The following is a 24,002-nucleotide window of genomic DNA, read 5'->3' on the forward strand; positions in this document are numbered from 1 at the left end:
GCGCGTGTTGCCCCCTCCTTGGACCTCTCGCAAGATCCCGATAATTTGCTCCTCGCTGAATCGACTCCGTTTCATTGGTTCTGCTCCTTCTAATGGCGCAGAACTTCACTTTTCAACTGTCCTCTTTCAGGGGGGCAGGCCAAGAGGGTCAGGCCACCATACCATCAAATCAATGCTTCAATCACTGGCAAAGCAGGATACCGCTTCAAAAGAGAAAGTCGGCGATACTAGTCGGCGATACTTTTACTGTCCGCAGAATATCCATGTGGCTCCGAATCTTTCTTTGAAGATTAGATTCACGAAGGAAGCAGACGATTGATCAGGGTTAAGCTCGCGATAATAGGGCGGTGTCAATTTTCCGTGCCTGATCCTGTGCCTACCCGCAGACGACTGGAGCGACTACGACCATAAGGGCGATGCGTATAAGGCCGCCGGACGTGCGCCGGACTGCCCTTACTACGCCAACAAAACGAGTGTATTACTGCGGCCCAAGTGCGCGAATCCGCATAAAGGCTCTATTGCCGGGCATATCGAGAAAGATGGGTATAGTGCTGTGGTTTGTCCAAGCATTGGTCATGTTGCTCTTGCTTTGCAACTGCAGACGCAAGCTGACCGTGTTTCCCGACTTCTGAAGCAATAGGGCGCCGAGATTCAAATCGGCGATGCTATTACTGGTGTAGAGTCCGAAGCGTGAAGCAGCGCTGTTTTCGGACGTGTGCTTGAGGAAATTCACGACCGAGCGCTGGTCGATAAGTGGATTGAATTTCCAGACTACGGCCTCGCCATCCTTGATGCCGTCGCCGCTGGTGTCTTCATTTACAGGACTGGTTCCTGTATTCCCCTCACCAACGTAAACACCCGTGTTCGTTTCGGCACTATCGGCCAGCCCATCCCAGTCCGTATCCCAAGTATTTGGGTCTGTTCCCGTATCTGTTGGTGACAAGTAAATCCAGGTCGCCGTCTCGATGCCATCAGCCAAGCCATCGGCGTCGGAATCCGCTTTGTTCGGATCCGTGCCCGTATCTGTGGCAGACAAATAGACACCCGTCACTGTCTCCGCGCCATCGCTCAGACCGTCACCGTCGGTGTCAGGATTGTTCGGATTCGTGCCGGTGTCAGTCGTCGAAACCCACGTGCCCGTGGTGGTTTCGTAAATGTCGGGAATACCATCACCATCGGTATCTATGGCTGGAGTGTAGAGCGCAATACTGTGTCCACCTCCGGCAGCTAAACTGAGCACGTCGATTAGATTTTCGGGAACGGTCGCCTGGCCGAGCGAGTTATCCCCCCAAGCAACCACAGTCCCATCGGCCTTCAAAGCCAGTGCATGACCAGCAACAAGTGATGCGCTGATATCCACAACATCGGTTAGGCTTGGCGGCACGCTGAGTTGCCCAAACTGATTTAGACCCCAAGCAACTACTGTTCCGTCCGACTTGAGTGCCAGCGTGAAATGATCTCCGGCGGCAACCTTAACTACCCCGTTCAAACTCTCTGGCACTTGGTAAACAGACGAATGATTAAACTGGCCCCAGACAACGACCTTGCCATCCCGTTTCAAAGCGACTGAATGATAAGCGCCAGCAGAGACTTGGATTACATCCGAAAGACCCGTAGGCACGTTCAACTCTCCCCAGTTATTGGAACCGCGTGATTCGACCGTGCCATCAGCTTTGAGCACCGTGTAGTGAGATGCACCTGCAGACACCTGCACCACTCCAGTGAGGCCAGACGCATCAGGCGCGGCTAAGTGGCTATATCCATCCCACAACCACCCCCACACGGCAACCGTGCCATCGCCTTTGAGAGCGACTTTATAGTCGAAGCCACTTTCAATCTGCACGACGTTGGCCACACCCTCTGGCACATATGAAGGAATATGCTGCAGAGATTGGTCAAGCATGGCTCCCCAAGACTCGATAGTTCCATCTAATTTCACAGCGATGGAGTCGCTGCTTCCGGCAGCCACTTGAATAACGCCTTCAAGAGTCGGCGGCACGGCACACTCACCGAAAGCGCTGTCTCCCCAAGCTCGCACACGCCCCGCAGGCCGGCTATTATTCGGCGTGACCGCTGCATTATTCGGATCCGTCTTGTAGTGCGTCTCAATGGAGTCGTTGAACCCGTCTCCGTCGCTATCGGCGTTATACGGGTCGGTCGGATAGCCAAACTCGAAAATATAGGCAGCAACATTTGGATCATCGACGCGTTCGTCACCCCAAATGTCCGAGCCATTGAAGTGCGTAATTAAATAGTGCTGATTCCCACCGTAGTTGTCAGGCTCTTGGCCGTCATAGCCGATATACCAATTGCTATAATTAAAACCCTCACCTGTCACCCACTGCCACAGTCCCTCTTGGGAGCTGTCTGTAGCACCCAACCACGCAAGTTGCGTGTTCATTCCAGAGATAAATGCGTTTTCATCTGCACTGGTTACGGTGGCCAAATGTCCCCCTTTAGATTCAGCATCAGCCTTTGCTTGCTCCCATGTGAAGCTGCCTTGCACAACTTGGTAACGCCCGAATCCCCGCTCCCAAGCATCGGTCAAACCATCGCCATCAGAATCAGCATCTGAATTGGTAAGAGAAATCCCGTCCAAACTGATATCTTTTCTCAAGGCACCTCGGGTGCTGATGTCAGTAAAGCGGACTGTTATTGAAGGCCCATTGGCCGCAGCCTGCAAAGAGAATCGATACCACTGGCCGATATTGTAACCAGCTGCGGTATCAAGATACACGCTCGTTGCCGCGAGAACACTTCCATTTTGCAGCAGTTCCGCTTTGATGCCGACTGTGCCCGGTCGAGTGTTAGAGTCTGTGCCATCATGCCTGAGCCAGAAAGACAAGAGGTATGAAGGTCCAGAAACTACGTTTACAGTTTGCTCGATTGAACCCGATGGAGTTGTCTCGCCAGCACTAAAGACCAGAAATTTTTCGCCTTGATAGGCATCCGGATAGTTAAGTCCATTGGTGATGACTTGAAAGTTCCCACTCCCTGACCAGCCATCCATCAAAGGATTAAAAGTGTTGGAGTTTGCTGGCATATAGACCGAGTCTTCAAAACTCCCATTGGCAAGGAGATTGCCCGCGGTATCATTTCCAGTCGTTGCTGCGGCAAGAACCGAAGTGCTCGCCAGCAGTATCGTGCCCACGAAGCAGCAGAGCGAGACTCCCCACCTACAAAAGGAATATTGAGGGCGCAAAAGGACAAGGATTCTGGGAGTGTTCATAAACTGCTAATATCGCCCACCCTTGGATGGGTGCAACCTAAAACTCAATCCCGACGTATTACTCCGCATGCTGCTATGGATGCGTGTGAGCTTGGTGAGTCAACGGTTGAGGGAGCTGCGGAGGTCCTTGGAGATTTCGCAAGAGGCGCTTGGAGCCCAAGGGTTTGTGTCCGCTCCGGGTTGGGCCAAAATCGAGAACGGGACGCGTCAACCGAGCGATGATTTGCTGGAAAAACTGACCGATTGGATGGTGAAATACGGCTATCTTAAATTGCGGGAAAAGTCGCGGCTATTGGACGAGCTTCTCAGTCTGAAATACATGGAGCACCTTTCACCATTCGTCTGTAGGCTGGCGCGGGACTTTCACCAATCCATTACCACTACCCCTCTCCTCCGTGTGGCGGAACCCGCACCGACCTACCGCGCAAAGCGAAAGAGGTAATAGCTTCAATCTGTCGCGACGAGCGCAGCCAACTCGGGGGCGGTCACTGGCGAAGGCACCGTTGACGCCATCAAATCATCGACAAGATACCGATGCCACAAAGGGGCGCACGCCGCGTGTAGTCCCCTACCCCAAGGGCGGAACCCGAAAAAGCGGGATTGGTATCATCCTCCTTTTGCCTGCACTAAAAAGCTATTTTGCATGCGCACATAGAAGGCATTCCGTGCCATACACGGTGCGGGATATTCCCGAGAACACCGACCTCCGCTTGCGGGAGGTGGCGGAGGCGGAAAAGATCAGCCTCAACAAAGCGGCCGTGCAGGCACTTTCCCGGGGCCTAGGCCTCGACACGGCGGGTGTGCGCCACCGTTCTTTGCGCGGACTTCTGCACAAACGCAAGGCTCCGGACCGGAAAGCTTGGGCGCGCACATTGGAAGCCATGGACAAGGTTGAGGAAGCAGACTGGACATGAGGCTGCTCATCGACTCGAACCGGTTCATCGATTTCTGCGCGGGTGAGGATGATGTGGTGGCGCAATTCGAAAATGCCGAGGCCCTGCTCATCCCTTTTGTCGTGCTGGCCGAAATACGGGCCGGGGCAGGACTGACGCGCCGCGGCGGTGAGCAAGCTTCCCTCCTACAGGAACTTCTCCAGCAACCCGGCGTGCGGGCCGCGCACAGCACCGATGCTGCCGCGCACCACTACGCGACGATCTACCAACAGCTGCGCCGCAAAGGAACGCCCATGCCGTCCAACAACCTCTGGATCGCCGCGCTCGCGCTGGAGCATGGCCTCGTGCTCTACACGCGCGACAAACACTTCGATCACATTCCTTTCGTGCCGAAGCTGGGGTGAACAATTTTGCCTCTGCGGCGCGGGTGAAAGCGGCGCTTGGCGGCTTCACCATTCTTCAACGGCCAGAGCCGGAACGCGGAGAAACTCGGCAGTGTTGCGCGTGACAAGCGTGCATCCGGAGGCGCCCGGCGCAAAGAGGCATTCGATGCGCCTTCCCTCGCGGGTCCGGTAGGCTCTGAAGTCCCCTCAATCGATGGCCACAATCTTGCGGTGCCTGCGCGCTAAGTTCCATAGAGCTGAACCAACCAAGCGTCGGCCAAGCTAGTAGGCGGTCGGCGTATTCGCGCATGAGCGAACGCACGTCCGCGGCATTGCGCTGCAAATCGAACCGGCAATCTACCTCGGCCAGTCGAGGAGCGGGATCACCTTGCGCCCCATGCGGCGATAGACGCGAAAATCTTCGTCGAGCGTCCAGACAACGCTGCCGGCATGCAACTCGCTCATCCGAACCATCGTGGCATCGGCCAAGGACATCCCGGTGTCTTGGTATTTCTCCAGCAACGCGATCAAAGCGGCCCTTTCCCGTCCTGCATCGAATGAAACCTTCAGCGCCCCCTCGGACCAGAAGTCGAGGAATGCCGCGCGCGAACGCGGCATGTCCCCAAGAAGGAAAAGGACCTCGCTGACCACCGGCTCGGAAGTCAGCAAGGGTCCGCGGATTTTCCCCAAGCTGCGCTTAGCCCAATCGTGGTGTTCGTCGCCCCGGTCGAAGAGCGCAACCAACGGACCCGTATCGGCCAAGACAACTTGGTTCACCGCCCGTAGCCGCGAAGCCGTTGTTTGTTGGTGGATAAATCCCCCGGGCCGCGGTCGAGGTCATCGAAGAGGTGCGCGTGTCGCTCGAGCAGCGATGCACCGGCGGCCTGCGGGGAGCGAACCACCGAAAGCAAGGCCTGCCGCAACAAGTCCGAGGCAGACCGGCGGCTGCGACGTGCGCATTCGCGAAGAAGGTTCTTTTCGGCTTTGGAAACCTTGATGGAAAGAGTTTCGGTGACCATGGGCGCAAACGTAGTCGCAAACCGCCGGAAAGCAACTACATCGAATGCTGTGTGGTTTCGCCAGCCGCCAGCGGGGTGCTCCAGCAAAAGCATGCCTCATGCTACCGCGCGCCACTACGCAACGATCTACCAATAGCTGCGCCGCAAAGGAACGCCCATCCCATCGAACGACATCTGGATCGCCGCGCTCGCGCTGGAGCATGGCCTCGTCCGAGCACGGGTGCGGTCTCTGGACAAGGGGCGGAATTTCCAAGTCCAGCCTGCCTTTTTATCCCCCAACAAATAAAGCAGCGTGCGTTTTGGCCTTGCAGCAACCGGGGCAAGGCTCAGGAGCTGGCAGATCAGATCGCTGATCCAACCGGGCAGCGACTGGGCCTGCTTGGAGCATTTCCTTGACGCATGTTGAAGCGAGAGTATCAGTGTGCTATAAATTACTTAGCTTATCACATTGCTGAAAAACGAAATTTTCTTGTTGGCGTAGTGAGAGTGCCGTCCGGCGCAAGCCGGGCGGCACTTTTCGCATTTCGGGAGCCCGCAGACGGCTTCAGTCGCAGCTACAGCTTGAAAAAAACGCGCGTGGTTTGTTCGGTATCGGCGGCGACTTTTTCCAAAGTTTCGCCGCGCAGTGCGGCAATCTTTTCGACGGTGAGGCGGACATGCGCCGGCTCGCACGTTTTTCCCCGGAAAGGAACGGGCGCGAGATACGGGCAGTCGGTTTCCGCCATGTAGCCATCTGCCGTGACGGAGCGAACGGTTTCCTGCACAAGCGCGGCATTTTTGAAAGTCACGATGCCGGTGAAGGAAACAAGATGTCCCAGAGCGGCGATCTCCGCGGCGTCATCCGGTGATCCGCCGAAGCAGTGGAAAACACCTCGCACTTTCCCGGTGTAGGGGCGCAGAATTTCCAGGTTATCCTGCCAGGCGTCGCGCTGGTGGATGACGACGTTGAGACCGAGTTCGACGGCCAGATCGAGCTGCACCTTGAAGGCTTCTGCCTGCGCGGACTTCATTGCGCCATCCGCAATCTCGGCTTCGGTGGCCTCCGCCGTCCCCGCCAACAAGGCGTTGAAGACCGCCTCCTCTTTTTGCACGGTCCGCGCACGGCTCGGCAGATGGTGGTAATCCATGCCGGTCTCTCCGATGGCAACGACTTTCGGGTGGCGTGCGAGCGCGGGAAGTTCATCGAGGAAATCCATCGCGCCTGCTTCCATGACCGAGCAAGGATGCAGACCGACTACGACGTGGACGTTGTCGTATTTTTCCGCGATGGCGAGAGACTTTCGGCAGCTTTCGCGGTCGATACCGATGGTGATGACACGCTGCACACCGGCTTCAGATGCCCGCGCGAGCACGGCATCGAGCTGCCCTTCGAACTCGGGAAAATCAAGATGGGCGTGGGTATCGGTGAGCACAACTGCTACCAGCGAACCACGGCAGAAGCCCACGTCAACCCGCCGCCGAAGACCACCATGAGGATGTGGTCACCGTGCTTGATGCGTCCGCTGCGCTGCGCCTCGTCGAGGGCGATGGCCACGGCCGCGGCCGACGTGTTGCCGTATTCGGTGAGATTCACGAAAAAGCGCTCCATCGGCACATGCAGCTTGTCGGCGATGGTCTCGATGATGCGGAGATTGGCCTGATGGGGGATGAAGCATTCGATGTCGTCGACCGTGAGACCCGCGCGGCCGATGGCTTCCTTGGCGGCGGACATCATCGTGGTGACCGCGTGACGGTAAACCTCGCGGCCAGCCATTTTCATGGTGTTGAGCCTGCTGTCCACGTTGGCCGCAGTAAGCGGAAGGCGCGAGCCGCCGGCCGGCACATTGAGGATCTCGTCGAGCGAGCCGTTGCTGCCGGAATAAACCGAAAGAATTTCTCCCCCGCCCTCTTTGGCCGGCTGGAGCACGGCCGCGCCGGCGCCGTCACCGAACAAGACGCACGTATTGCGGTCACTCCAGTCGATCACACCGCTGACTTTGTCCGCCCCGATAACCAGGATGTTTTCCGCAGCACCCGTGGCGATGTAATTGCGCGCGATGTCGAGGCAGTAAAGAAACCCCGAGCACGCGGCCGAGACATCGAAGCACGTGGCCTTGGAGGCGCCGAGAGCTTTCTGCACAAAGCAAGCCGTCGAAGGGAAAAACATGTCCGGGGTGAACGTGGCCACGATGATGAGATCGAGGTCGGCAGCGGCGACGCCTGCGTTTTCCAATGCGGCGCGCGCCGCGTGAACGGCAAGATCACTGGTGGCCTCGTTGTCCGCGGCAATCCGGCGCTCTTTGATCCCCGTGCGCTCGGTGATCCATTCGTCGCTGGTATCGACGATTTTTTGCAGGTCCGCGTTGGTGAGGACCTTCTCGGGAACATATTTCCCGGTGCCGGTGATGGCGACGGGGCGGAGTGTTTTCGTGCTCATCAACGGGCGTAGAATGCGGCGAGTTCCTCGACGATGTGCGGGTTGATCCGCGTCTGGATCGATTCAAGGGCGACACGGATCGCGTTCTTGATGGCTTTGGGGCTGCTCGACCCGTGCGCGATGATGCAGATGCCGTCGACACCGAGCAGCGGGCTGCCGCCGTATTCCTCGTAGTTGGTGCGTTTCTTCAACTTGCGGAAAGCGCCCTGCATGAGATAGGCGCCGGCCATGCGGAGCGGGGAGCGTTTGATTTCGTTTTTAAGCCAGTGAAAAACCGCTTCAGCGGTGGCTTCGCAGGATTTGAGGACGACGTTTCCGGTGAAGCCGTCGCAAAGAACGACCTCGACAGGGTTTTGGAAGAGGTCATGACCCTCGATGTTCCCGCGAAAGTTAAGTCCGCTCGTTTTGAGGAGTTTGAAAATGTCCTTGGTGAATTCGCTGCCTTTGACGTCCTCGCCGCCGATGGACATGAGACCGATGGCGGGATCCTTGTAGCCGAGAACGTAGCGGGAGAAGACGGCTCCCATGATGGCGTATTGCAACATGTGCTCGGGGCGGGCGTCGGTATTGGCACCGGCGTCGATGAGGACGCAAAGGTTGGTCTCCGTCGGGAGCAAGGCGGCGATCCCCGGGCGGTCGACACCTTCGAGAGTGCGAAGTTTGATCGTGGTGGCGGCGACGGCGGCGCCGGTGTGTCCGGCACTGACCACGGCGTCGGCGCGTCCGTGTTTGACCAAGTCGACCGCGCGAGAGATGGACGAATCTTTTTTGCGGCGCACGCCATCGACGGCGCTTTCCGACATCTCGACGACTTGCGTGGCGTGGACAATTTCCACGCGCGGATCGCGGCAGCCGTTCTTTTCCAACTCGGCGCGGATGCGCGCCTCGTCGCCGACGAGGAATAATTTCTCGAGGTTGGCAAACTCGCGGAGGGCGAGGACCGCGCCATCCACGCAGGCTTGCGGGGCGTGGTCGCCGCCCATGGCATCGAGGGCAACCTTCATCGGCTCAAAAACAAGATCAGGCCGCGCCGACCGAAAGGACTTGGCGCCCTTTGTAGTATCCGCAGGACGGACAGGCGGTATGCGAGGGGATCTTGGCACCGCATTGGGCACAAGTGCCGAGCTTGCCGGCGCGCCAGCGGTTGGCCGCCTTGCGGGTGCGCAGGCGCATTTTGGAAACTTTGCGTTTGGGAACTGGCATAAGAACTCAGCGTTTGATTTTTAGCTTATCCAACTGGTCCCAAGCAGATTCCGCGGTTTGCGGCGACCCGCGGCCGGAGGTCTCCGGCTGTTGATAGGGACAACGGTGGCCGGGAATAAGATCACAGCGGGGGTGATTTGGCAAAGCCAATAAAAGCTCCTCGCGGACCATGGGGGTGAGGTCGACCAGTTCGCGCCCGTCGATCTCGACCTGTGCCGCGAAAGGGTCCACAACCGCTTGGAAAACAAAAGGCTGCAGGCAGGCGACGCAGTTCATTTGGACGGGTGCGACCACGCGCCCGGTGGCAAACAGGCCGCCGCCCGAGAGTCCCACTTGGAAATCGTAAGCGACGGGGCCGGCCGGCTTGGCGCCGATCGCGGAGAGGTCGAGAAACCCCGCGTCTTCCTCGCCTTCGAGGTGTTGGCCCTCGGGCGGGACCTGCCGCAGATGGACACCGATCATGACGCCCCGCCTTGCCGTGAGAACTTTTCCCCGAGCGCAGCCTGCACTGACGGCGACACCACACCGGACACGTCGCCGCCGAGGCGCGCCACTTCCTTGACGATGCGGCTGCTGATGTAGCTGTAGTCCTCCTTGGGCATGAGAAAGATGGTTTCCACAGCCGGAGCAAGGCGCCGGTTCATCAGGGCCATCTGGAATTCGAACTCGAAGTCGGACACCGCACGCAATCCGCGGACCACGACTTGGGCGTGTTCGGCCCGGACAAAATCCACGAGCAGGCCGTCAAGTTTCTGGACCTTGAGGCGCGGTTCGCCGGGGAGGGATGAGCGGATCAGCTCGAGTCGTTCTTCGATATTGAACAGCGGTTTCTTTCCCTCGCTGGGTGCGGCCGCGACGATGACCTCGTCAAAGAGCTTCAAGGCCCTCTGGATCACGTCGATATGGCCGAGGGTAACGGGATCGAAGCTGCCGGGATAAATCGCGCGGACCATGGCGGGCATGTTGTCGCAGATTCGCGGTGTTTGTCAAAACGGCGAACCCGCGCGCAGGTTCACTCCCACTCGATGGTGGCGGGCGGTTTGCTCGAGATGTCGAAGCAGACGCGATTGACCCCGCGCACTTCGTTGATGATGCGCCCGGAGATGCGGGCCAGCAGATCGTAGGGCAAGCGCACCCAGTCGGCGGTCATGCCATCGCGACTGTCCACCACGCGCAAGGCCACGGTATTCTCGAAGGTGCGCTCGTCGCCCATCACGCCCACCGATCGCACGGGAAGCAGCACTGCGAAGGCTTGCCAGACGCGGTCATACCAGCCCGATGACACCATTTCGGCCTGCACGATTTCATCGGCTTCCTGCAGGACGCGGACGCGGGCGCGGCTGACTTCGCCCAAGATACGCACCGCGAGCCCCGGACCGGGGAACGGGTGGCGATGGACGATTTCGCGCGGGAGCCCGAGCTGCAGTCCGACTTCGCGCACCTCGTCTTTGAATAGCTGGCGCAGGGGCTCGACGAGTTTGAACTTCATCCGCTTCGGCAGGCCGCCGACGTTGTGGTGGCTCTTGATCAGCGAAGCCGGGTTCCCGCCGATCGGCACGCTTTCGATCACGTCGGGGTAAAGCGTGCCTTGGGCAAGGTAGCGATAGGGACGGCCGCGGCGCTTGGCAGCCAGGGAGCCCGCTGCCTGCTCGAACACGCGCACGAACTCGGTGCCGATGATCTTGCGCTTGCGCTCGGGGTCGGTGACTTTGCGCAGCTTCCCGAGGAACCGTGCCGATGCGTCAATGATCCGCAAATCGATGTGGAAATGGCGCCCGAAAATTTCCCGCACCCACTCGCGCTCCCCGCCGCGGAGGAGGCCGTTGTCCACGAAGATGCAGGTCAACTGCTCGCCGATGGCCTTGTGCAGCAAGGCGGCCGCCACGGAAGAATCGACGCCACCGCTGAGCCCGAGGACCACGCGGTCCTCCCCGACCTGCTCGCAAATATCCGCGCACGCACGCTCGATGAAGGACCCCGTCGTCCAATCAGGTGCGCAGCCGCAGACACCGAGGACGAAATTCTCGATCACCTCGACGCCACGCGGCGTGTGCGAAACCTCGGGGTGGAATTGCAGGCCGTAAAACTTGCGCTTCTCGTCGGCGATGGCGGCAGCCTTGGAATTTTCAGTCGTGCCGGCCACGACGAAACCGCGGGGAAGCTTCGTCACTTTGTCGCCGTGGCTGTTCCACACATCCATGACCTTGGGCAGACCGGCGAACAGCCCGGCCTTGCGGTTGATGGTCAGCCTGCCCGGGCCGAACTCCCTCTCGGTGGACGGCTCCACCGCGCCGCCGAGATCGCGTGAAAGCAACTGCATGCCGTAGCAGATGCCGAGGATGGGAAGCCCGAGGTTGTAAACGGCACGGTCCACACGAGGCGCGTTCTTGGCATAAACGCTGGCCGGTCCACCGGAAAAGATGATGCCGCGCGCCCCGCTGCGCTTGAGTTCGGCGGCGGAAACCGTGTGCGGAAAAATCTCGGAATAAACGCGGCACTCGCGCACGCGGCGGGCAATCACTTGCGTGTATTGCGAACCGAAGTCGAGGATCGCGATTTTGGAATTTGCAGAAGACATCCGGGTGCGTCCGCTGGACCTCAATCGTAGTAGGACCCGAAGCGGTCGCCCATCGGATCGGGGGAGACGAGGCGTCCGCGCCCGGACAGGCCCTCCTCCAGTTTGTTTGTCACGGCTGCTTCCGCCTCGTCGGCGGTCGCACAACCGGAGAGCGCGGCGAGAACCAAGGCACCGAGGGGGAATAGAATCGTTTTGATCATAAGCGGCCGAATTTGAACCAATAGAATACGCGAGTTTACCCGCATCAGCTCAAAAGTCGAACCCCAATCAGCTCATGATCGCGCGGGCAATCTCCTCCTCCCTCGCCTCGCCGAAAAGCCGGTCCACCAATGCCAAACCGAACTCGAGCGCAGTTCCCGCCCCGCGCGACGTGATGACGAGACCGTCTTCGACGACCCGCTCGCCGACCTGCGCGCCGGGCAGTTCGTTGGCCGCCGAAAAATGGGCGGTGAAGCGCTTGCCCTCGAGCAGACCGGCGTCCTCGAGCACGAGAGGACCGGCACAGATCGCGGCAACAGCCTTGCCCTCGGCGACGAAGTTTTTCGCCAGCTGGGCTGCCGTGCCGTCTTGCCGCAAAGCGGCAACCGCAGCACCACCCGGAATCAAAAGCAGGTCGAAGCTCTTCGCATCGACATCGGTCAGCCGCGCGTCCCCGTGCAACACGATGCCGTTGCGTCCGGTGACATGGATCCCGTCGCCGACAACGGCCATGACAACTTCCGCGCCTGCGCGGCGGAGCACATCCACAGGCGCCACAAGTTCCAGCTCTTCCACGCCGTCGGCGAGCAGGGCGAGCACGCGTTTATTCATGGATGCATCTTAATGCAACCGTGCACGTCGGCGCGAGTCTGCGCGCGTGCCATCAGATCACGCTTTCGAGCCGGCGGGCTTCGGCCAGCGCCATGCCGACAACCTGGTCCATGTTGTAGTAGCGGTAAGTCGCCAGCCGCCCGATGAAAGACACGGATGTCTTGGCGTGCCGCAGACCGAGCGGAGAGTGACCGCAGTCGGCCAACTCCTTGTATTTCCGATACAAAGCCGCCGAATCGGGCGCGGGGACGGGATAGTAGGCCTCTTTGCCCGGACCGTAGTCCTCCGGATACTCGCGGACGATCGTGGTATTCGGACACTGCTGCCCGGTGGCGTGTTTGATTTCCACGATGCGCGTGAAGTCCTCGCTGTTGGGATAGTTCACTTGCATCGCCGGCTGCCAGAATCCCGGCTTGCCCGCTATGGCCTCGCGGTCTTTGAGCCGGTCGGGCGTGAAAGACTCCGACTCGAACCGCAAGGAACGGTAAGGCAAAGGGCCGAAGCAAAAGTCGAAATATTCGTCGATCGGTCCGGTGTAAACGAGGTGCTTGAACGCGACCTGCGGCAAGATGTCACGGAAGTCCGTGCCGAGGAGGATCTGGACCTTGTCGGCGCACGCAACCGCCATGCGCTCGAACATTTTCGTATAGCCGTCTTTGGGCAAGGCCTGGAAATCCTCGCGCAGGTAGCGGTCGTCGCGGTTGGTGCGAACCGGAATGCGCCCGCAGACGGAAGCATCAAGATCCCGCGGGTGCCGTCTCCATTGCTTGAGCGTGTAGCCCTCGAAAAATTTCGCGTAAAGCTCGCGACCGACCTGGCTGACGATCACTTCTTCCGAATTGGACGGGTTTTCGATCGGCACGCGGTGAGCCGCGAGCCAGGCTTCCATCTCCTGCGAGGTGGACGAACGCCCGAGAAACTGCTCGAAAGTGTTGAGGTTGATCGGAAAGTTCCAGTATCGGCCGTCGTCGAAAGACAGGATTTTGTAATCGACCGGATGCCAGCCGGTGAATTGCCCGAGATATTCGACGATACGCGGCGCGTTCGTCCGGAAGTAATGCGGACCGTAGGCGTGGATGAGCACGCCCGCCTCGTCATACTTGTCGTAGGCATTGCCGCCGAGATGTCCGCGCTTTTCCACCACGAGACACATCTTGCCGCGGGTTGTGGCGAGCCGCTCGGCGATGGTCAGCCCGGAAAATCCGGCGCCGACAATCAGGACATCGACTTCGATCGGCATAGGGCCGGTGCGCGGGTGCGGGGGCTCAGGCCGCGCGTTGCCGCCAAGCCTCGACGATCTGCCTCACGGTTTCCTCCAGCGAGACGGTGATATCCCACGCGGGGTAATGCCGGCGCATCTTGGCAAGGTTGCTGATGTAGCAGATGTGGTCGCCGATGCGGTTTTCGTCGATATAAGTATAGGCCTGCTTTTTGCCGGTGAATTTTTCCGTCATGGCAAACGCCTCGAGGATGGAGCACGAGTTGTCGCGGCCGCCGCCGATGTTGTAAACCTCGGCCACCCGGGGAGCCTTGAGAAATTCCTCGATGAAGCGGGCCACGTCGTGGCTGTGGATGTTGTCGCGCACCTGTTTTCCCTTGTAGCCGTAAACTTTGTATTCCCTGCCCTCGAGATTGCATTTCACGAGGTAGCTGAGGAATCCGTGCAACTCGACACCGGAGTGATTCGGTCCGGTGAGGCAACCGCCGCGCAGACAACAGCCGGGGATGCCGAAGTAGCGCCCGTATTCCTGGACGAGAATGTCGGCGGCGACTTTCGACGCTCCGAAGAGCGAATGCTTGGACTGGTCGATGGAAAAATCCTCGGCAATGCCGTCGGCGTAGGCGGGATCGTCGTAATCCCACCGTGTATCCAGTTCGCGGAGTTTGATCGTGTTCGGCCGGTCGCCGTAAACCTTGTTGGTGGACATGTGGACGAACGGCGAGGTCGGGCAGGCCCGGCGCACGGCTTCGAGGAGATTGAGCGTGCCGACCGCATTGGTGTCGAAATCGTCGAATGGGATGGCGGCGGCCCTGTCGTGGCTGGGTTGCGCGGCCGTATGAACGATGGCATCGGGTGCCACCAGCGCCAAAAGTTCGAGCACGCCGGCGCGGTTCCGGATGTCGAGTTCGTGATGATGGAAGTTCGCGATGAGCTTGGCCAGGCGTTCCTGGTTCCAGCGCGTGTCCCCCTGCGGACCGAAGAAGACCGCACGCTGGTTGTTGTCCACGCCGTGGATCTCCCAACCGAGACCGGCGAAGTGAAGGCACACCTCGGAACCAATGAGGCCTGAGGAACCGGTGACCAGGAGTTTCTTCATGTTGGAGATAGGGAAGGCACGAACTTGTCAACAAACATCAAAAACGGCCGGTGATCAATCCGCAACGCCGGCGCACGCCGCGCAAGGTTGGACGAAGGCGGGGAGCCGCAGTAAGGTGAGAAATTATGGTCCCTTTTCCGAATCCTCTGCACCCGGCCGTTGTCCACTTTCCCATTGCTTTCGTTCTGCTCGGAGCCGGGTTGGCGGTGCTGGCGGTGCTCCTCCGGCGTTGGAATCTTCCTTTGATGGTGGCCATTCTGCTCGTGTGCGGCGCCGCAGGAGCAGTCGTGGCGACATCAACCGGCGAGGAAGAGGCCGAACGTCTCCACGAGATCTCGGCCGCCGGAGAAGAGGTCCTCGAAGAGCATGAGGACTGGGGTGAACTGACGAGAAACATCGCCGTGGTTGCCGCGCTGCTGGCGGTGGCGGCGGCTTTCGCGGCCAACAAACGCGTTGCGGGAATCGTCCTCTCGGCGCTCACGGCGGCGGCTGCCTTGGCGGCCGCTTACTCCGTGGTTCAAACCGGCCATTATGGAGGGGAACTGGTTTATCGCCACGGCGCGGGAGTGCGCGCCGCTGCGGACGGCGCACCCTCAGAAACAGCCGTCTCGCCATCCTCCAGCCACGAGGAGAAAAAGAACGAAGAGCACGGCGACTGAGGCCGCACCCGGCTTCAGCCGGCCCACCCGAGCAAACGCCGCTCGCGGATAATCTGCGCCACCTCGGGCGGAACGCACTTTTCCCATGCCGGGTCACCGGCCCGCAGCTTGGCCAGAACATCCGGGGACTTGATGCCGAGAATGTCCTCGCGGTAACGGCTCACGGGGACAATGAAGTCATTCTCGCGCAGGTAGGCGTAGAGGTGGCGCAGCTTGGGATCGACGCGGAGATTGTCGGCCGTGATGACTTTTCCGTCGGGACCCGACCGCGGGTAGGCGTAGAGACGCACGTTGGTTTTGAAAAGCCGTCCGAGTCCCTCGAGGATACCCCCTTCGAGTCCGATGTAATATTTTTCGAGGAAAATTTCCTCCAGGGCCGGAACACCCAAGGCCAAGCCGATGGCCTCGTTGGTGTAGCGGGCGATGTAATCGACGAGGCGAAAGTATTCGCCGAAATTGGAAACGAGCACCGTCTGGCCCAGGGCACCGAGGATGTCGGTGCGGTCGAGAAAATCGCGCGGGTCGAGTTCGCCCGCACTGAGAAGATTCTGCATGGTGATTTCCGCCAGCGTGAGGAATCCGCGGGGGGCTTCCTTCTCGCGCGGGGCAAACTCTTCGCAGGCGCGGCTGAGCATCTCGTGCGTGACGAGCGTGACGGGACGGAAACTCCCGCGCTCCACGAGGACGGCGCGCTTGTAAAGCTCCTCGGACGGCTGGAGCACTTCGCCATCCGGGCGGAACATGGCTGCGCGCCCGAGACCCTGCGCGACGAGTTGCAGGCTCATGAGGCGATTGTCCACGCCGGAGAAGTCCGGACCGCTGAACCGTATCATGTCCACCTCGATACGCTTCGACGTCAGGTCGTCGAGGAGAGTGGCGATGAGCTTCTCCGGTTCGCGGTGGTGGCGGAAAGCCCCGTAAATCAAGTTGACCCCCATGATCCCGAGAGCCTCCTGCTGCGCGATGTTCTCCGCATCGAGCATACGCACGTGGATGATGATCTCGTTGACCGGACCGCGCGGAACACTCTGGAAGCGGATGCCCATCCAGCCGTGGGACTCGCTGTGGCTGTGGTAACTGCGGGCCGCCACGGTGTCCGCGAAGACAAAAAAAGTTTTTTCCGCCCCGATTTTCGCGTCGAGCCGCTCGCGCAACAGCTCGAATTCGTGGTCGAGCATACCCCAAAGACGCTGGCGGCTGACATAGCGCTCGACCGGTCCGTAGATGGCATCGCTGAAAGTCATGTCGTAAGCCGACATGGTCTTCGCCACGGTGCCGGCGGCCGCCCCGACATAGAAGAAACGCCGCGCGACTTCCTGGCCGGCACCGATCTCGGCGAAAGTCCCGTAAACGCGCGGGTCGAGATTGAGTTCGAGCGCCTTCTGGTTGACCTGCTGGTTGAAAGTGTCCGATGACATGAGCGCGATACTTTGCGGTCCGGCGATTCGCGCGGCAACGGCAAAACCGCGCCGGGTCATATGGCGCTCGAAATCAGGCACGGATAATGCAGACTGGCGCGGATGGGATGGGAACACCGCAACGGGGAGGAAGCGCCTTGAGCCGCACGGCCGACGCGACAAGGGCCGCAGCTCTGGCTTCCATCACCGGATGGGATCCCGTCGCCCGCCGACGCGCATTTCTCTCGGTGTGCCTCGCACCAGCACTGGTGTTTCTCGCCCTGGCGATGGTGTATCCGCTTTTCTACAACGTGCTGCTTTCGTTCTCGGACGCGGAAAACGGCCGCATCCGCGAATGGCACTACGTCGGTCTCCGGCAATACGCGCTGGTTTTTCTCGAGCCGGGGTTCTGGTTCACCTTTTGCCGCACCGTGGTATGGACCGTGGTGAGCACGGGACTCCAGGCGGTGATCGGCGTCTTTCTCGCCATCATTCTGAACCAGCATTTCGTGCGCGGGCGGTCCGCGTGGCGGGCGTTGCTGCTTCTGCCGTGGGCCATGCCGCAATACATCACGGCGCTTACTTGGCAAGGCATGTTCCATGGCCACCAAGGCACGGTGAATTCGTTCCTCGGTGCGGCATTCGGTCTTCCGCCGGTCGAATGGCTCACGCACCCGTTCGCCGCTTTCACCGCGGCGATCGCCGTCAATGTCTGGATGGGTTACCCGTTTCTCATGATCGCGGCGTTCGCCGGCCTGCGGGCGGTTCCTCCGTCGATCTACGAATCGGCGATGCTCGAGGGAGCGACGCCGTGGCAGCAGTTCACGAACCTGACTTTGCCGCTGCTGCGTTCCGTGATGCTTCCGGCCACGGTCATAGCGATCATCTGGAATTTCAACAGCCTGAACGTCGTGTGGCTCTTCACCAACGGCGGCGAACCGGCCGACTCCACGCACATCCTTGTCTCGTATGTTTACAAGACAGCCTTCACTTACTACCGCTTCGGATGGTCGGCCGCGCTGTCGGTCGTCATTTTCGTCATCCTGTTTTTCTTCGTGCAGACATTCCTGAAGGTCAACCGGTGGCGCGGCTGATCTTTCAGCGCAGGAAGCACCAGCGCACGAGATCGGGGCCGGCGGCGATCCAGAGCAGGGCACCCGCGGCGAGATAAGGACCGAACGGGATGCGCCCGGCTTCCCCCAAACGACCGGCGGCGAGCAGGAGCACTCCGGCAAACGCGCCGATCACGGAGCCGGCACCGATGCTGAAGAGGGCGCCGGGCCAGCCGAGAAACGCGCCGAGCGTGAGCATGAATTTCACATCGCCGAATCCCATGGCTTCGCGCGGAACCACCACGGCCTCGGCCGCGCCCTTCCATCCGTGAGCACTCGCGTAATCAGCGAGCGCCCCTCCCCGTCTCACGCCCCGGACCCCGAGATGCCAAACCTCGCCGCCTTGCAGGTGAATCTCGAGAACATCCGTCGGGCGGTAAAAAAATTCTTCCAGCTCCCACTCTTCGGCCCCGAAGACGAGCCGCGGCGCGCCTTTGTTGAAGGAAATCTCGAACGGCTCGGCCGGCTCCAAAGCCACGCGTTTCCTGCCGAACGCCAGCTTGCCGAGTTCCACAACGGCGAGAAGGACGGCGAATCCGACAGCCGCCCCGAAGATCGACGCCCTGAGCCGTTCGTCCCACTCAAGCGCTCCTGGCTGAAGTCCGGGCACGACCATGCTCAAAACAACACCGGCAACCGCTCCACCCACGGTCAGGGAGTCGGGCAAGATCATGTGCTCCAGGTCGATGAAAGTCCCGGCGATGAGAATGGCCGCGAAAATCATGTAGGCGGCCGCCACCGGAGGCTCGAACCCGCGCCAGATCAGGACAAAAACAACCGCTGTAAGCAATTCGACCAGCGGGTAACGGAATGAAATTTTCGCCCCGCAAGACGAGCAGCGACCGCGGAGCAGCACCCAGCTGAGGACCGGGATGTTTTCGTGCCAAGGCAAGCTGCGGCCGCACGAGGGGCAGAAGGACCGGCGGGGAAAGGAAAGCCCGATGCCGCGAGGAAGGCGGTGGATGACGGCATTGAGAAAAGAGCCGACAACAAGCCCGAAAACAAAAACGGCCGCAGAAGCCAACGCGGGGTTCATTCCTTCGGCAACTTCTCCTCGGCCAACTCGCAGAGCACATGGAGAAGGAACTTCTGCGCTTCCTGGATGCGCGCGGTGTTGGGACCCTCGACGATCAATTCGATGTCGGCCGCGCCTTTGGTGAAGCCGCCATCGCGACCGAGCAGTGCGATGGTCACAAGCTTGCGCCGGCGCGCCTCCTCAATCGCGGCGAGAACATTGCGCGATTTGCCCGAGCTGGATATGGCGATCAGCACATCGCCGGGTTTGCCGAAGGCGTGCACCTGGCGCGAGAAGGCGTCGGTGAACTCGTAATCGTTGCCGATCGCGGTGAGCAGACCGCCATCGACCCCGAGGGCCAGCGCCGGATAAGGGCGGCGGTCGCCGCAAAACCGGCAGACGAACTCGGCTGCGATGTGGGCCGCATCGGACGAACTCCCGCCATTGCCGCAGAGCAGAAGTTTGCCGCCATTAGTGAGGGCAGAGAGGACAGCATCTGCCGCTCGCACCAGCGGCTTCTCGAGCGCGGACAGGGAACCGAACACGCCCAAAGCGTCGTCGAGGGAACGGCGGAACGGGCTCAAGCGTCCACCTCCGCGCAGAAAACGGGCACCGCAAAAAGAATGGAAAAATGACGCATCATCGTGGCGAGCATTCCGGCCGGCCCCGCGGTTAAGCAAGACAATTTGCGGCATCGCGGCCGTTTGACATCCGCGGTCAAACCTTCTTTGATGCTGCCATGTTTCCGCGTTTTGCGCTCGCGTTGGCGGCGCTGATCCTCGCCTCGTGCGCCGCGCCGCCGCGGCCGGTCGAGCTGGCGTCCGCACCCGTTCTTCCCCTCGCCCTCGACAGCGATTTCCAATTCCGCAAGATGAAGCGCTTCATCAACCAGCCCGCGACCTTCCAGCCGACGGAGAACGAAACGATCAACTTCGACCGCAAGCGCGTGAACCACGGCGCGCTCTCGGCCGACGAACGGCGGCAGCGCGAAGGCACCTACTTCGACTTTTTCTGGCGTGCGCGGCGGCCGGCAGACCTCACCGTGCGTTTCGAATACCGCCAAGCGAAGCTCGGCAATGCGGTGCGCGCGCAGGAAGTGTCATACGAACAGGCAAAGGGGACGGTGAAAACCTCGTTCGCGGTCACCGGCGACGATTTCCAGTGGGACGGACCGGTGACGGCATGGCGGTGCCTGCTGATCGAAAACAAACGCATCGTCGGGTTCACGCAATCGTATCTTTGGAAATGAAAGCGCTGCGGGGGGCGGCGCCATTGACTAGGCCGGGAATCGCGGGCTAACTGGAACCAACTTGAGCGCAGTTTCTCCAGTGCAGGTAGGGGTCGCCGGTTCGACGGTCTGGATCAAGGTCGATGGCCGCGGCACGTTCCAGAACAGCGCGGGCATGAAAGACTTCGCGGCGGAGATGACGCGGCGCGGCCACACGGAATTTATCGTGGACCTGAAAAACTGCGAACTGATGGATTCCACCTTCATGGGGACTCTCGCGGGCATCGCCCTGCGATTGGGAGACAAAGGCAAAGTTCGCATCATCCGCCCGAACGAACGCAACCGGGGCGTCCTGCGAAATCTCGGCCTTGACCGCATTATGCAGGTAGAGACCACGGATCCCGGACAACCCGGGAGCCCTGAGTGGCACGATGCGGAGGGGGAACAGCCGCGCGAAGCGAAGAAACAGGCGATCATCGAGGCCCACGAGAATCTCATGGCTGCCAACCCGGAAAACGCCGTGCGGTTCAAGGACGTGCTGGAATATCTCCGCGAGGGAAACCCGGGGGGAGAAAGCAGCCCTTGATGGGCGTCGGCCGCGCGCACTAACCTCCGACCGTCCCCGCTGGCGAGATGACGACCCTCCTTCTTGCAATTTTCATCGCGCTGTCGGCTGCGCTCGCCTGGCTCGTCGTCCGCCAGCGCCGCGCCCTTTTTGTCCTCGGCCGTGAATGGCGCGCTTTGCGCACCGAGGAGGACCAAGTCTTCGACTTTCTGCACGGCCTCGGGGAAGCTTTCGGTGGCCAGGCCAAACGCCGCGAGCTATACCGCCTCATTGTCGAGGGAGCCGTCCGTATTCTCGACGCCCACGGCGGCGCGCTCTACATCGCGGACAAATCGGGCGCCTTTCTCGCACCGGCCTACGTCAGCCGGGCCTGTCCTCCCCTTGTGCAGCTTCCGGCCCGGATCCGCGAGCAGGCCGCGGTGAATCCGGTGGCGCTCGAGAGCTATCTGCGCCTTCATCCGGTGCACCCGGGCGAGGGCGCGATCGGAAAAATCTGGAAAGAAGGCGGAACGCGCGCGTTCGATTTCGGCAGCGCGGAGTTGCAAGGCCTGGCCACCGAGGGCCAAGCACCGAGTTCCGCGCTCGTCGCGTGCCTCGCCTACCGCGACAAAGTCCTCGGTGTGCTGGCGGTGGTCAACGGGCCGATGTCCTCGGTGTTCGGCGCGGAGGAACTCGACGTGTTCAAAGCCATTGCCGAGCAGTCCGCTTTCGCGTTGTTCAGCGATGCGGTTTACCGGGAGGTCGGCGAGAAGAGGAAACTGGATAGCGACCTGGAAACCGCGCGGGAAATCCAGAGCGTTCTGCTTCCCGGCGAGCCGCCGCGAGTGGCAGGCTATGACTTGGCGGGATGCAACGTCCCGGCGCGCCATGTGAGCGGGGATTACTTCGATTACCTCGCCATCGACGAACACCGCTGGGGCATCGCCATCGCCGACGTCTCGGGCAAGGGCATCCCGGCCGCCCTGATCACCGGTATGTGCCGCAGCGTTCTCAGGGGAGCCATGCAAGGCTGCGCCTCTGCGGCGGAAGTCCTGCGCCGCGTGAACCGCCAACTCTACCCCGATGTGAAGGAGGACATGTTCGTCAGCCTGCTTTACATCATCATAGACACGCGCTCCGGGGACGTGACGCTCGCGCGGGCCGGACACGACCCGCCGCTGGTCTACCGCGCCGCCACGCGCGAGGTTTCCGCACTTGCCGCGCCCGGCATGGCCATGGGCGTTGACAGTGGTGATGTCTTCGATAGGGTCATAGCCGACGAAGTCGTGAAGCTGGAGCCCGGCGACGGAATCCTGCTCTACACCGACGGCGCAACCGAGGCGCTCGACGCCGCCGACACGGAATTCGGGACCGCGCGGCTGACGCAATCCCTGCAGGCCAACGCCCCGAAGGGAGCCGTGGCGACCGTGCGCAACATAGCGCACGAACTGGCGGAGTTCGCCGGGGATGCGCCGCAGCACGATGACATAACTCTGATTTTCATCCGCAAAACATGAGCAAGAAAGACAATCACCAGCCCGCCGGTCACAAACAGGAGGTTCAGGCTGCAGCACCTGCAGAAGCTGCAGAAAAAGACGGGGCGGCGCCGGCCGATGCCGCGGCGGAGGCGGAGAAATTCCGCGATCTCGCCATGCGCACGGCGGCCGACTTCGACAACTACCGCAAGCGCGCAGCGCGCGAGAAAGAGGAAGCCATACGCTACGCGAACTCCTCGCTTCTCGGCGATCTGCTCCCGTTGATCGACAACTTCGAACTCGGCCTCGAGGCGGCGCGCTCCGCCCCGGGCGCCGATGCCATTCTGCAAGGGCTGGGCATGGTCGCGAAGCAGTTCCGCGACTTTCTCGGGTCATCCGGCCTCGAAGAAGTCAAAACGGAAGGGGCCGCATTCGACCCGAACCTCATGGAAGCCGTGGGACATGAAGCCGACGCGAAGACACCCGAGGGCAACGTCTTGAGGCAAACGCGGCGCGGATACAAATTGCGCGACCGGCTCCTGCGACCGGCCAGCGTGGTCGTCTCCAAGGGTCCCGCAGAGTAGTCCGAGCCATGTCATCGCGCCATCGCAGGGATCCTTACGAGATCCTCGGGGTTTCCCGCAGTGCCGCCGTCGAGGAGATCAAAACCTCCTACCGCAAGTTGGCGATGAAATACCACCCCGACCGCAACCCGGGGAACGCGGAAGCCGAGGAGCATTTCAAAGAAATTTCGCAGGCTTACGACATTCTCATCGATCCGGACAAGCGGGCGGCTTTCGACCGCTATGGCTACGCGGCATTCCAAGGCCCTGCCGGAGCGGGGGCGGGCTTCCACGATCCCTTCGATCTGTTCCGCGAGGTTTTCGGTTCGGGCGGCGGCGGAATTTTCGAGCACTTTTTCGGCGGAGGAGGCGGGGGTGCGGCGCAAGGCCGCGGTGCGGACCTTCGCTACGATCTGGAGATCAAGCTGGAGGAAGCCGCGCGCGGCGTGGAAAAGGAAATCGAAATCCGCCGCAACGGGCGCTGCACGGCCTGCGGCGGATCGGGAGCGGGGCCGGGAGCCAGACGCCACACATGCGCGACATGCCGCGGGCACGGCCAAGTCGTCGCCTCGCGGGGTTTTTTCCAGATCGCCCAAACTTGCCCGCGTTGCGGGGGCGCAGGCGAAACCTTCGACCACCCCTGTAAAGTGTGCCGCGGCGAGGGGCGCACCGAGACAACCACGCGCATCAAATTGAAAATCCCCGCCGGCATCGACGATGGTGCCCGGCTCAGATCCTCGGGCAACGGCGAGGCGGGATCACGCGGCGCACCCTGCGGCGATCTCTACGTGGTCATCCATATCCGAGAGCATGCCGTTTTTTCCCGCGACGGAGACGACCTTTACTGCGAACTCCCGGTGCCCTTCGTCACGGCGGCGCTGGGCGGCGAGATTGCGGTGCCCACGCTCGACGGACGCGCATCGCTGAAAATTCCCGCCGGCACGCAAAGCGGCACAATTTTCAAACTGCGCGGCAAGGGCATGCCCCACTTCCGCGGTTCGGGCAACGGTCAACTACTCGTCCGCGTGGCCGTGGAAGTGCCGAGCAAACTTTCGGCCGAACAGCGCAGGAAACTCGAGGAATTCGCCGCGAGTTGCGGCGAGCAGAACACGCCGCTGACCAAGGGATTTTTCGAGCGGGCCCGGGACTTTTTCTCCTGA

General features: G+C 60.9%; 27 protein-coding genes. 10 read left to right on the forward strand and 17 right to left on the reverse strand.

What is annotated here, in order from left to right:
- Positions 1 to 478: 478 nt before the first annotated feature.
- Positions 479 to 3,229: a hypothetical protein gene (locus tag FGM15_04350; protein MBU3665096.1), complete on the reverse strand. Its 2,751-nt coding sequence runs from the start codon at positions 3,227 to 3,229 to the stop codon at positions 479 to 481.
- A gap of 22 nt (positions 3,230 to 3,251) precedes the next feature.
- Here FGM15_04350 and FGM15_04355 point away from each other — a divergent pair, with 22 nt between their 5' ends.
- The 3 genes from FGM15_04355 to FGM15_04365 all read left to right on the forward strand — a co-directional run bounded on the left by FGM15_04355 (position 3,252) and on the right by FGM15_04365 (position 4,526).
- Complete coding sequence (locus tag FGM15_04355) at positions 3,252 to 3,671, forward strand: helix-turn-helix transcriptional regulator (GenBank protein MBU3665097.1); 420 nt, start codon at positions 3,252 to 3,254, stop codon at positions 3,669 to 3,671.
- A gap of 223 nt (positions 3,672 to 3,894) precedes the next feature.
- The gene (locus tag FGM15_04360) at positions 3,895 to 4,143 is read left to right on the forward strand and encodes a hypothetical protein (protein ID MBU3665098.1); all 249 of its coding nucleotides are present in this window, start codon (positions 3,895 to 3,897) and stop codon (positions 4,141 to 4,143) included.
- On the forward strand, positions 4,140 to 4,526 hold the full coding sequence (locus FGM15_04365) for a type II toxin-antitoxin system VapC family toxin (GenBank protein ID MBU3665099.1): 387 nt from the start codon (positions 4,140 to 4,142) through the stop codon (positions 4,524 to 4,526). Before FGM15_04360 ends, FGM15_04365 begins: the two co-directional genes overlap by 4 nt.
- Before the next feature lie 336 nt (positions 4,527 to 4,862).
- Here the strand turns inward: FGM15_04365 and FGM15_04370 are convergent, their stop codons facing one another.
- From FGM15_04370 to FGM15_04430, 13 genes are all read right to left on the reverse strand, one after another.
- A complete protein-coding gene (locus FGM15_04370; GenBank protein MBU3665100.1) occupies positions 4,863 to 5,318 on the reverse strand; it encodes a PIN domain-containing protein in 456 nt (151 codons plus the stop codon).
- Complete coding sequence (locus tag FGM15_04375) at positions 5,279 to 5,617, reverse strand: ribbon-helix-helix protein, CopG family (GenBank protein MBU3665101.1); 339 nt, start codon at positions 5,615 to 5,617, stop codon at positions 5,279 to 5,281. The genes FGM15_04370 and FGM15_04375 overlap by 40 nt, the downstream gene beginning before the upstream one ends.
- Positions 5,618 to 6,078: 461 nt before the next feature.
- On the reverse strand, positions 6,079 to 6,969 hold the full coding sequence (locus FGM15_04380; protein MBU3665102.1) for a TatD family deoxyribonuclease: 891 nt from the start codon (positions 6,967 to 6,969) through the stop codon (positions 6,079 to 6,081).
- Entirely contained in the window at positions 6,942 to 7,940 is a 999-nt protein-coding gene (locus FGM15_04385; protein ID MBU3665103.1) for a ketoacyl-ACP synthase III, read from the reverse strand. Before FGM15_04385 ends, FGM15_04380 begins: the two co-directional genes overlap by 28 nt.
- Positions 7,940 to 8,944, reverse strand: a complete 1,005-nt coding sequence (gene plsX / locus FGM15_04390) for a phosphate acyltransferase PlsX (GenBank protein MBU3665104.1) — start codon at positions 8,942 to 8,944, stop codon at positions 7,940 to 7,942. The genes FGM15_04385 and plsX overlap by 1 nt, the downstream gene beginning before the upstream one ends.
- A gap of 16 nt (positions 8,945 to 8,960) precedes the next feature.
- Complete coding sequence (locus FGM15_04395) at positions 8,961 to 9,143, reverse strand: 50S ribosomal protein L32 (GenBank protein MBU3665105.1); 183 nt, start codon at positions 9,141 to 9,143, stop codon at positions 8,961 to 8,963.
- A gap of 6 nt (positions 9,144 to 9,149) precedes the next feature.
- The gene (locus tag FGM15_04400) at positions 9,150 to 9,605 is read right to left on the reverse strand and encodes a DUF177 domain-containing protein (GenBank protein ID MBU3665106.1); all 456 of its coding nucleotides are present in this window, start codon (positions 9,603 to 9,605) and stop codon (positions 9,150 to 9,152) included.
- Positions 9,602 to 10,105, reverse strand: coding sequence for a pantetheine-phosphate adenylyltransferase (gene coaD / locus FGM15_04405; protein ID MBU3665107.1), 504 nt, complete (start codon positions 10,103 to 10,105; stop codon positions 9,602 to 9,604). The genes FGM15_04400 and coaD overlap by 4 nt, the downstream gene beginning before the upstream one ends.
- 50 nt (positions 10,106 to 10,155) lie before the next feature.
- Entirely contained in the window at positions 10,156 to 11,721 is a 1,566-nt protein-coding gene (guaA, locus tag FGM15_04410; GenBank protein MBU3665108.1) for a glutamine-hydrolyzing GMP synthase, read from the reverse strand.
- Positions 11,722 to 11,741: 20 nt separating this feature from the next.
- Entirely contained in the window at positions 11,742 to 11,921 is a 180-nt protein-coding gene (locus FGM15_04415; protein MBU3665109.1) for a hypothetical protein, read from the reverse strand.
- A gap of 67 nt (positions 11,922 to 11,988) precedes the next feature.
- Positions 11,989 to 12,531, reverse strand: coding sequence for a DJ-1/PfpI family protein (locus FGM15_04420; GenBank protein MBU3665110.1), 543 nt, complete (start codon positions 12,529 to 12,531; stop codon positions 11,989 to 11,991).
- Between the two features lie 52 nt (positions 12,532 to 12,583).
- Positions 12,584 to 13,771 (reverse strand): UDP-galactopyranose mutase, encoded by a 1,188-nt coding sequence (gene glf / locus FGM15_04425; GenBank protein MBU3665111.1) that lies wholly within the window; start codon positions 13,769 to 13,771, stop codon positions 12,584 to 12,586.
- A 25-nt stretch (positions 13,772 to 13,796) separates the two neighbouring features.
- Positions 13,797 to 14,849: an NAD-dependent epimerase/dehydratase family protein gene (locus FGM15_04430; protein MBU3665112.1), complete on the reverse strand. Its 1,053-nt coding sequence runs from the start codon at positions 14,847 to 14,849 to the stop codon at positions 13,797 to 13,799.
- A gap of 125 nt (positions 14,850 to 14,974) precedes the next feature.
- On the opposite strand from FGM15_04430, the gene FGM15_04435 reads away from it, so the two are divergent.
- Positions 14,975 to 15,508, forward strand: coding sequence for a hypothetical protein (locus FGM15_04435; GenBank protein MBU3665113.1), 534 nt, complete (start codon positions 14,975 to 14,977; stop codon positions 15,506 to 15,508).
- A gap of 14 nt (positions 15,509 to 15,522) precedes the next feature.
- On the opposite strand, the gene FGM15_04440 is transcribed toward FGM15_04435, so the two are convergent.
- Complete coding sequence (locus FGM15_04440; protein ID MBU3665114.1) at positions 15,523 to 16,926, reverse strand: TonB-dependent receptor; 1,404 nt, start codon at positions 16,924 to 16,926, stop codon at positions 15,523 to 15,525.
- Positions 16,927 to 17,012: 86 nt separating this feature from the next.
- On the opposite strand from FGM15_04440, the gene FGM15_04445 reads away from it, so the two are divergent.
- On the forward strand, positions 17,013 to 17,999 hold the full coding sequence (locus FGM15_04445) for a sugar ABC transporter permease (protein MBU3665115.1): 987 nt from the start codon (positions 17,013 to 17,015) through the stop codon (positions 17,997 to 17,999).
- 4 nt (positions 18,000 to 18,003) lie between these two features.
- On the opposite strand, the gene FGM15_04450 is transcribed toward FGM15_04445, so the two are convergent.
- Together FGM15_04450 and FGM15_04455 are read right to left on the reverse strand one after the other, a co-directional pair.
- Complete coding sequence (locus tag FGM15_04450; protein MBU3665116.1) at positions 18,004 to 19,053, reverse strand: prepilin peptidase; 1,050 nt, start codon at positions 19,051 to 19,053, stop codon at positions 18,004 to 18,006.
- Positions 19,050 to 19,727, reverse strand: coding sequence for an SIS domain-containing protein (locus FGM15_04455; GenBank protein MBU3665117.1), 678 nt, complete (start codon positions 19,725 to 19,727; stop codon positions 19,050 to 19,052). Before FGM15_04455 ends, FGM15_04450 begins: the two co-directional genes overlap by 4 nt.
- A gap of 44 nt (positions 19,728 to 19,771) precedes the next feature.
- Here FGM15_04455 and FGM15_04460 point away from each other — a divergent pair, with 44 nt between their 5' ends.
- The 5 genes from FGM15_04460 to dnaJ all read left to right on the forward strand — a co-directional run bounded on the left by FGM15_04460 (position 19,772) and on the right by dnaJ (position 24,002).
- Positions 19,772 to 20,281 carry a hypothetical protein gene (locus tag FGM15_04460; protein ID MBU3665118.1) on the forward strand — a complete coding sequence of 170 codons (510 nt, stop codon included), beginning with the start codon at positions 19,772 to 19,774 and terminating at the stop codon, positions 20,279 to 20,281.
- A 61-nt stretch (positions 20,282 to 20,342) separates the two neighbouring features.
- Positions 20,343 to 20,846 carry an STAS domain-containing protein gene (locus tag FGM15_04465; protein MBU3665119.1) on the forward strand — a complete coding sequence of 168 codons (504 nt, stop codon included), beginning with the start codon at positions 20,343 to 20,345 and terminating at the stop codon, positions 20,844 to 20,846.
- A gap of 47 nt (positions 20,847 to 20,893) precedes the next feature.
- Positions 20,894 to 22,321 carry a GAF domain-containing protein gene (locus FGM15_04470; GenBank protein ID MBU3665120.1) on the forward strand — a complete coding sequence of 476 codons (1,428 nt, stop codon included), beginning with the start codon at positions 20,894 to 20,896 and terminating at the stop codon, positions 22,319 to 22,321.
- Positions 22,318 to 22,863: a nucleotide exchange factor GrpE gene (locus FGM15_04475; GenBank protein ID MBU3665121.1), complete on the forward strand. Its 546-nt coding sequence runs from the start codon at positions 22,318 to 22,320 to the stop codon at positions 22,861 to 22,863. The genes FGM15_04470 and FGM15_04475 overlap by 4 nt, the downstream gene beginning before the upstream one ends.
- An 8-nt stretch (positions 22,864 to 22,871) precedes the next feature.
- Entirely contained in the window at positions 22,872 to 24,002 is a 1,131-nt protein-coding gene (gene dnaJ, locus FGM15_04480; GenBank protein ID MBU3665122.1) for a molecular chaperone DnaJ, read from the forward strand.

It is taken from the genome of Chthoniobacterales bacterium, from assembly GCA_018883245.1.
Classification (GTDB): Bacteria; Verrucomicrobiota; Verrucomicrobiia; order Chthoniobacterales; family JACTMZ01; genus JACTMZ01.

Excerpts from the sequence above, each read along its gene's own strand:
- FGM15_04350 (MBU3665096.1), bottom strand. The coding sequence starts at position 3,229 with ATGAACACTCCCAGAATCCTTGTCCTTTTGCGCCCTCAATATTCCTTT.
- FGM15_04365 (MBU3665099.1), top strand. The coding sequence starts at position 4,140 with ATGAGGCTGCTCATCGACTCGAACCGGTTCATCGATTTCTGCGCGGGT.
- FGM15_04375 (MBU3665101.1), bottom strand. The coding sequence starts at position 5,617 with ATGCTTTTGCTGGAGCACCCCGCTGGCGGCTGGCGAAACCACACAGCA.
- FGM15_04385 (MBU3665103.1), bottom strand. The coding sequence starts at position 7,940 with ATGAGCACGAAAACACTCCGCCCCGTCGCCATCACCGGCACCGGGAAA.
- plsX (MBU3665104.1), bottom strand. The coding sequence starts at position 8,944 with ATGAAGGTTGCCCTCGATGCCATGGGCGGCGACCACGCCCCGCAAGCC.
- FGM15_04395 (MBU3665105.1), bottom strand. The coding sequence starts at position 9,143 with ATGCCAGTTCCCAAACGCAAAGTTTCCAAAATGCGCCTGCGCACCCGC.
- FGM15_04400 (MBU3665106.1), bottom strand. The coding sequence starts at position 9,605 with ATGATCGGTGTCCATCTGCGGCAGGTCCCGCCCGAGGGCCAACACCTC.
- coaD (MBU3665107.1), bottom strand. The coding sequence starts at position 10,105 with ATGCCCGCCATGGTCCGCGCGATTTATCCCGGCAGCTTCGATCCCGTT.
- guaA (MBU3665108.1), bottom strand. The coding sequence starts at position 11,721 with ATGTCTTCTGCAAATTCCAAAATCGCGATCCTCGACTTCGGTTCGCAA.
- FGM15_04415 (MBU3665109.1), bottom strand. The coding sequence starts at position 11,921 with ATGATCAAAACGATTCTATTCCCCCTCGGTGCCTTGGTTCTCGCCGCG.
- FGM15_04420 (MBU3665110.1), bottom strand. The coding sequence starts at position 12,531 with ATGAATAAACGCGTGCTCGCCCTGCTCGCCGACGGCGTGGAAGAGCTG.
- glf (MBU3665111.1), bottom strand. The coding sequence starts at position 13,771 with ATGCCGATCGAAGTCGATGTCCTGATTGTCGGCGCCGGATTTTCCGGG.
- FGM15_04430 (MBU3665112.1), bottom strand. The coding sequence starts at position 14,849 with ATGAAGAAACTCCTGGTCACCGGTTCCTCAGGCCTCATTGGTTCCGAG.
- FGM15_04435 (MBU3665113.1), top strand. The coding sequence starts at position 14,975 with ATGGTCCCTTTTCCGAATCCTCTGCACCCGGCCGTTGTCCACTTTCCC.
- FGM15_04440 (MBU3665114.1), bottom strand. The coding sequence starts at position 16,926 with ATGTCATCGGACACTTTCAACCAGCAGGTCAACCAGAAGGCGCTCGAA.
- FGM15_04445 (MBU3665115.1), top strand. The coding sequence starts at position 17,013 with ATGCAGACTGGCGCGGATGGGATGGGAACACCGCAACGGGGAGGAAGC.
- FGM15_04450 (MBU3665116.1), bottom strand. The coding sequence starts at position 19,053 with ATGAACCCCGCGTTGGCTTCTGCGGCCGTTTTTGTTTTCGGGCTTGTT.
- FGM15_04455 (MBU3665117.1), bottom strand. The coding sequence starts at position 19,727 with ATGCCGCAAATTGTCTTGCTTAACCGCGGGGCCGGCCGGAATGCTCGC.
- FGM15_04460 (MBU3665118.1), top strand. The coding sequence starts at position 19,772 with ATGTTTCCGCGTTTTGCGCTCGCGTTGGCGGCGCTGATCCTCGCCTCG.
- FGM15_04470 (MBU3665120.1), top strand. The coding sequence starts at position 20,894 with ATGACGACCCTCCTTCTTGCAATTTTCATCGCGCTGTCGGCTGCGCTC.
- FGM15_04475 (MBU3665121.1), top strand. The coding sequence starts at position 22,318 with ATGAGCAAGAAAGACAATCACCAGCCCGCCGGTCACAAACAGGAGGTT.
- dnaJ (MBU3665122.1), top strand. The coding sequence starts at position 22,872 with ATGTCATCGCGCCATCGCAGGGATCCTTACGAGATCCTCGGGGTTTCC.